The organism is Methanococcoides seepicolus, from assembly GCF_023684405.1.
In the GTDB taxonomy this organism is placed as follows: domain Archaea; phylum Halobacteriota; class Methanosarcinia; order Methanosarcinales; family Methanosarcinaceae; genus Methanococcoides; species Methanococcoides seepicolus.
The window spans coordinates 1-6,830 of the sequence record NZ_JAGSOI010000088.1; the positions used below are offsets into that span (position 1 = coordinate 1).

6 protein-coding genes and 1 pseudogene are annotated in these 6,830 nt (G+C 35.2%); 4 read left to right on the plus strand and 3 right to left on the minus strand.

The window, feature by feature from the left end; translation table 11 throughout:
* Positions 1–210 (plus strand): annotated as a pseudogene (locus KDK67_RS13090) (IS630 family transposase); the annotation flags it as partial.
* 372 nt (positions 211–582) lie between these two features.
* On the opposite strand, the gene KDK67_RS13095 reads toward KDK67_RS13090, so the two are convergent.
* Both KDK67_RS13095 and KDK67_RS13100 read right to left on the minus strand, forming a co-directional pair.
* Positions 583–825, minus strand: a complete 243-nt coding sequence (locus KDK67_RS13095; protein ID WP_250869267.1) for an ATP-binding protein — start codon at positions 823–825, stop codon at positions 583–585.
* A 24-nt stretch (positions 826–849) separates the two neighbouring features.
* Complete coding sequence (locus tag KDK67_RS13100) at positions 850–1,920, minus strand: PAS domain-containing sensor histidine kinase (protein WP_250869269.1); 1,071 nt, start codon at positions 1,918–1,920, stop codon at positions 850–852.
* Between the two features lie 234 nt (positions 1,921–2,154).
* On the opposite strand from KDK67_RS13100, the gene KDK67_RS13105 reads away from it, so the two are divergent.
* On the plus strand, positions 2,155–2,799 hold the full coding sequence (locus KDK67_RS13105) for a MarC family protein (RefSeq protein ID WP_250869270.1): 645 nt from the start codon (positions 2,155–2,157) through the stop codon (positions 2,797–2,799).
* 126 nt (positions 2,800–2,925) lie between these two features.
* Here KDK67_RS13105 and KDK67_RS14690 read toward each other — a convergent pair whose 3' ends face one another.
* Entirely contained in the window at positions 2,926–3,294 is a 369-nt protein-coding gene (locus KDK67_RS14690) for a DUF5658 family protein (protein WP_476738631.1), read from the minus strand.
* A 260-nt stretch (positions 3,295–3,554) separates the two neighbouring features.
* Here KDK67_RS14690 and KDK67_RS13110 point away from each other — a divergent pair, with 260 nt between their 5' ends.
* On the plus strand, positions 3,555–4,307 hold the full coding sequence (locus KDK67_RS13110) for an integrase (protein WP_250869271.1): 753 nt from the start codon (positions 3,555–3,557) through the stop codon (positions 4,305–4,307).
* A 1,609-nt stretch (positions 4,308–5,916) separates the two neighbouring features.
* A complete protein-coding gene (locus tag KDK67_RS13115) occupies positions 5,917–6,675 on the plus strand; it encodes a hypothetical protein (RefSeq protein ID WP_250869272.1) in 759 nt (252 codons plus the stop codon).
* Positions 6,676–6,830 lie beyond the last annotated feature (155 nt).

Here is a 6,830-nt window from a genome sequence, read left to right on the forward strand (position 1 = left end):
CCACCATATTCTCCAGATTTAAATCCTATTGAATTCATTTGGAAAAGTATCAAAAAAGTTATCTCGCGAGAGTTCATTATCGATATTGATCATATGCGGGATTTAATACATGAGAAATTTATGGAGTACTCATCAAAAATTAGCTTTGCAAAGAGATGGATTGAAAAGTTTCTTAGTGAAAAACAGAAGTCCAAAATGTTGGGTGTTTGACTATAATAGTTTTAAAACATATTTTATATTACCGTACCATGAAAAGTACGGTGAGGCAGTGAATCAGAAGGTAGAACGCCATTGGGTGTGAAAGCCCATAAATATTCAAAGTTTATTTGGCATTTGTAAATCCTTAAGGTCGACCTGAGATGGGGAGAATATAGTGGGGTAGGGTCGCCCAATGATTGCCCGATGAGGTCGGCATATCGGCCCCTGATCACTGCCATTTATACTACTTTTCTACCACATATATCAGATCGAGAGCCATAGGTGACTCCAAAAACCACATTTATAAATAATTAATATGGTTAGCAGTATAGAGCATTTGGACCGCAATATTTTATAATTGTCTGTCCTGATACGAAAGAGACATTACTGAAAGTCAGAATATGAAGGGATTGCGAAAGTAAAAGTACTCCCTGCACCTTCTTCACTATCAACCCAGATATTTCCGCCATGCATCTCAACATATTGCTTAACTAGGGTCAATCCTAAGCCTGTACCTCCATATTTTTTTGTAATTGAAGGATCAGCCTGTTTGAAACTCTCAAATATTTCATCATGCCTATTTTTGGGAATGCCGATCCCGCTATCAGATACAGATATCTCCATCATATTATCATAAGCAATAGCGTTGATCTATATACTGCCATTTTCAGGTGTGAATTTCAAAGAGTTGCTTAGTAGATTATACAATATTTGCCTCATCCTTAGTTTATCAGCATACATTTCAATACTTTCATGACGAGCTTGATTACAAATTTGAATGTTCTTTTTATACGCCAGATGTTTTATCATATCTTCTACTTCCAAAAAGAAGATCGGTAAGCTTATCTTTTCATATTCAAGATAAGTTTTCCCATTTTCGATCTTAGCGAGATCAAGAATTTCATTCATCAGTTCCAATAAGTGTTTCCCACTGTTCAAAATATTTTTTGAATATTTGATCTCTTTTTCATTCAGGTTACCAAAAGGATTAGTATTTAGAACCTGTGAGAAGCCGATGATAGAATTAAGAGGTGTGCGTAGCTCATGGCTCATATTTGCAATGAAATCTGATTTAATTTGGTTAGCTTCTTCGGCTTGTATCCTTGCATTTATCGCAATTTGAGTCTTCTTACGTTCGGTAATGTCCCTGGCATCGATAATCACACAGGGATGACCATCATAGATGAATGACCTACTACTCATTTCCACAGGGATCCTAGAACCGTCTTTGTGAATTGCCTCTGTATCCAATATGAAAGACGTGTTATGTGATTGAACATTTCCATTATTGAGATCCTTTATTTTTAGAGGGGAAACATACAGATCATGAATAGACATGTTCAATAGCTCATCCTTGCTATAACCCATTGTTAATGAAGTTGTCATGTTTGCATTTACGATTGATCCATCCTCTTCAAAAATGACTATTGAACCATTGGAATTGTCAAAAATATCCTGAAAATTAGTACTGGATTCAGCTAATTTGAAAGATGCACTTTTTATCTCAAGATAAAGGAGATAGGAAAAAACAAAGAGAGAAGCTATTAAAAATATACCTGCTAAAGATAATCCATATATCCCATACTGCTCATATACATTTAGTTTAAAAAAGATTTTTTCAAATAGATTAAAAGTTGTAGAGATGATACCAACAATTATGGTTAAAACTAAAATAATTAATATATCACGAACAACGATTTGTGGATTGTTATGTGTACCCATTGAATTTCCCAGTCACATATAGAGTGATTATTATATTTATAATCATATGCCACAGGAGTTCTATCTCTTTTACTGAAGCAAAGACTGAATTAATTACTTCCAAATATTTCGTATCAAGCAAAGTATGGCCAAAATAAAGAATATAATTGACTTTAGCACCTGCTCAGTTTACACTTCTGTAAAAAAGATGTTTCAAACGCCTTCTTTATAACTAAGGTGTACTTTTATTAGCGAATGGATTATGTCGGTTATTTCATTTATTCTTTTATCACATTATTTGTTATTGTAAGCCCTATCACCGGAGCAATTACATTTATAACGTTAACCAATGGCCTGAGCTTAAGTGAAAAGAACGTAATTGCAAAAAAATCTGTTACATTGGCATTTTTTATTTCCTTATTTTTCATTTTCACAGGAACCATTATCCTAGATGTTCTTGGGATAAGTCTTGATTCAGTAAAAGTTGCCGGCGGACTATTACTTTTAATGGTAGCTTTTGATATGATGCATGCCAAGATCTCAAGACAAAGCATTACCGATAAAGAGATAGATGCATCCTATGAACGTGATGATATCTGGATCTTCCCAATTGCAATGCCTATACTGGCAGGTCCTGCCACCATAACAACAGCTATAATTCTTACAGAAACTGCTGAAGTGATTCAGCAAAAAATGCTCATCGTACTCGCAGCAGTAATAACATATTCAGTAGCCATGGTAACATTTCTCTTTTCCAGGAGAATACACAAAAAAATGGGATATAATGGGATGCTGGTACTTACCAGATTATTCGGCCTGTTCCTGGGTGCAATTTCAGTAGATATGATCGCCAACGGAATCTGGGGACTTTATATGAGCATGGCCTCATTGCCAGTTTGAATATTATTTCCAATCTATTTTAGTCTTCTTCAAAGGCTCCCTACACCTTAAAATATACCGTTTTGGTGTCGCTTTCAAGATGAGATCTGCATATTTATTTGCATAGGGTTTGATCAATAATGCATTTCACAGGAAAACATGCCCTATGAACTGAAAGAGGCCCCATTGGAAGTAAATTACCGATAGATTATTGAGTACTAAAAGGATTCCGAATACACCTACAGAACGCTTTAATCCATCCCATAGAACCGGTGACAATTCGTTTTTAAAATTTACCAGCACACAATAATTAAAAAGAAGAATTGCAAGAAATAATATTTTCAAAAGGAATAATCCCAATATTCCATATTCAGACATTGTCTGCATTAAAAAAATATTTCCTTCATATCCATATGGCAGTGCAAATACAGTTGTAACACAGTCTCCGATAATATAAAATAGTACGACATATCGGATTTCCCATAAAAAATGAGATGATATTACGTGCCCATACATAACTATCAAAATAAAGTTGGAGATAACTATATATAATTATATACATTTGCATATATAATAATGCAAATTGTCATTATGAGCAGTGGCTCCTATCTCGAGAAGCTCGAAAACCAAAAGAATAGAAGTGTGGTGGGCCCGATGAGATTCGAACTCATGATCCTCGCCGTGTAAAGCCTAATGATAGCGATTTTGAGATTGGGGTTTGTCATTCCGAACAAAATGACCATATGAATCTTAACGAATTTTGGACAGAACATAAGATGGAATTTGTTGATTGGTTGGAGGTAAGAGACATTACTGCCTCAACTAAACAAACATATAGAAGTTCTTTGACTAGATTCTTTGAAAGCACCACCATTAATAAACCAATGGATATCAGGAAAATAAAATTGAAAGATAAAGAGTCACGTGGATTACGTAACTTGCTCAACTACTGTGAAGATGCGGAAATAGAATGCATAGCTGGTTATGGTATTGAGAAATGGAGACGCTTTATAAAAATTAGGAAATCGGGAGTTGTTGAAATATATGTTACTAATGAAGAGATAGTAGAGGCTTATAATTCATGTCCAGAAGATCTAAAAACAATATATCAGTTATTAGCATACTCAGGAAGCAGGCTTACGCACATACACAAGATGCTCCACAGTTTTGATGAAAAAAATATCATCATAGATGGAGATGTAGCTTACTATCCTACAGCTTCTTTTTCAGAAGGAACGAAGAATACATTCCAAGTATTTTCCCCTGTTTCATTTATACCTAAACTCAAAACTATTTCTCAGTTGAAGGGGTATGAAACTATCATGAAGGGGATACGCCATGATCGTGTTTCTGCAAAGACAATACGCAAATGGCATCTTAACGTTATGATAAGGGAAGGTGTTACGGAGAGTATAGCTGACTTTATCCAAGGTAGGGCATCTTTGACAGTTGGAAGTGCTCATTACCTCAACAAAGTGGGACAGGCGAAAAATGAATTCAAGAAGCTTATTGATGTGTTCCCAATTTGAATATTTAGTGCTGTCACACTTCGTGTGCTTACGGAGTAATCTTGGTAAACTCCATTAAATCTACGTAAAAAGTTGGTATAATCGACATTGTGTCGCCGATTAAAGAATCAAATCCATCAGGCATGTGATTGTAGGATATATCCTTTAATCGGTTGTTTTTCTTTCCCCGACTTTGCACGAGATTTCTATCTCTGTTTTCCTGGAAATCTCATTATGGTGTAATATTATGACATTTCAAAGTATAGTGATAAACATTCGGCCGAATAATTCATACACTTAGCTTGGAAATGTAGGACAAAATTCATCTATGTAGTTCCATGGATTTGATGAATGTTTCCTGCGTGACGATGGATCGGTAACATATCTAGGGCATTTGAGAAGTTAAAGTTAACTTGAAGGGCGGGAGATGGTTTGTACATTAACTATACTCCCCTGCACGTCATTGTATAATTATTTAGATTGTGTTTGAGAATTTGTGTATCTTTTCTCGTAGAAATATGCTCAATTTTGCCATGTTCACTTGGGTTAGGTTTCGTATAGACCTCGCCTGCTTCCTTGAGGAGCAAGTAACGAAAATACGGTAAAAATGTGGATTTCGTAGCGATCCATGCATCGCATGCATAACATCAATTCTTGGCATCACATGTATGTGAAAATAATTGTATGATACTGGTTTTAATTTTATAGTAACTTATATATATAAATGCAGACCAATATTACAAATGGACATAATAAATGCACGCTGGTCAGAGGTCATATGTGCTGCTAATTCTGGAAATAAGGTGCTACAGTTGTGGTGCTATCCATCTAACAAATCAATGACGATTAGATAAATGCTCCACCCATTCAACAACATGACCGCTAAAAACTCTGCAGGGTGATGCCTCTTAAAATCGAGTTTAAGATTAAATTCCCCGAGCTTGCCGTGTTAATATGCATAACCATATTTGCCCGCTGTAATGCTTGGAGAGTAGTCATGTGACCCATTATACCTAAATCGTTTGATTTGTGGCATATGGGCGAAATTTGCGCATAAATCTCGGACATTTGTTACGTGGTTTATGTGTCAATACTGGGTGCATGAATCTCTGACTTTTGTCATGTGGTTTATGTACTCAAAATCTTTCGAATTTTTAAATATTCAAGTGATATAACTCAACTGCACATTTTTAAGCACGGACATATCCGAAAGAGCCAGAGGCATTTAATGTTGAATCGTGGCAAGTCTATAGATGTTATCTTTTCTGAACCACATAAGATCTTGACCATAAACCCCACTAATTAGTAGCTTACAAATCCATTTTGTTACAGATAGAGGGGTTAATTAGACTTCTTTTCTTAAATGAAGAAGCAATCAGTATCTCGAAAATTAATAATCAAATTTTTGATGAGCCCCTTTTTAGTATTGTAGTTGAAATATTAATTTTTACATTATGTTTTTATAATGTCGGCATATATTCCTTAAAAATTAACATCCTTCGCTTTCGATATAATAAACAAAAACGTATAAATTAATATATAGTATTTTTACAAAACCAAATTCAAATTAGACTTTATGGTAGTGCATTAATTAGCGATTAACATCTGCAGGATAAAATGAGGTTAATTCATGGAAGTGCTGATTCGGAATATAATCAAACAACATGCGGATAAGAAGAAGAAAACAATTGAAACAAAGACCATTATTTCTGATCTAAAGAACAATGGTATCAATTTATATTCGGATCCATCACTCAACGAGTCATTCATTATAGCAGTAAGATCGTGTATTGATAACGAGATCTTGAAACCTTTGGGTAATGCAATTCTCCTTCCACAATATGGTAAACTTCCACACAAGTACTATATCAATACAGCTTATTTCGAATCCGACAATGAGATCCTCCCCTCAAATATACTGACACATCTTCACCCCAGGCTCGATATGAGCTATTATGTGAAACATGCAGGAGAATATTATGAGCAACAGGACATCATACACAGGATAAATGATATCCTATGGCAAGATGATCCTGAAATACTTACTGCAAATGAAAGAGCCTATCTGATATTCGGTGATGAGAAAGCTATTACATCACCAGGTGAAGCCGCTATAGATGGGGCCGATATCATGAAAAAGCTCGGTGGCCTAACCCTAGATGATATTAAGGCCAAGCGTACATATGAACCATTTTTCTATATTGCAACAGACAAGTTCCATGATCGAAACGATGGTGATAAACGGAACATCCTCATTATTGAAAATCAGGATACGTTCAACACATTCATGGATGCTATCTTAAACAATCATTTGACAGGAGTCCATCTTCTGATCTATGGAGAAGGTAATGCAATTACACGAAAGTTCGAGTTCATCCAGAGTATATAGTTAAAACCCCAAATTATTAGACTAATTCGTTATATAGACTGTTCCATGGTTAGACCTGAGGGGATCTTTATTGAACGGCATATGACCGTTGAAGAGTTAGACAAGCAGATAAAATTAGAGAAGAATGCAACACTCCTGAAAAGACTATATTTCAT

Coding starts and splice junctions, on each gene's coding strand:
- KDK67_RS13110 (WP_250869271.1), top strand. CDS start 3,555: ATGGAATTTGTTGATTGGTTGGAGGTAAGAGACATTACTGCCTCAACT.
- KDK67_RS13095 (WP_250869267.1), bottom strand. CDS start 825: ATGATGGAGATATCTGTATCTGATAGCGGGATCGGCATTCCCAAAAAT.
- KDK67_RS13105 (WP_250869270.1), top strand. CDS start 2,155: ATGGATTATGTCGGTTATTTCATTTATTCTTTTATCACATTATTTGTT.
- KDK67_RS14690 (WP_476738631.1), bottom strand. CDS start 3,294: ATGTATGGGCACGTAATATCATCTCATTTTTTATGGGAAATCCGATAT.
- KDK67_RS13115 (WP_250869272.1), top strand. CDS start 5,917: ATGGAAGTGCTGATTCGGAATATAATCAAACAACATGCGGATAAGAAG.
- KDK67_RS13100 (WP_250869269.1), bottom strand. CDS start 1,920: ATGGGTACACATAACAATCCACAAATCGTTGTTCGTGATATATTAATT.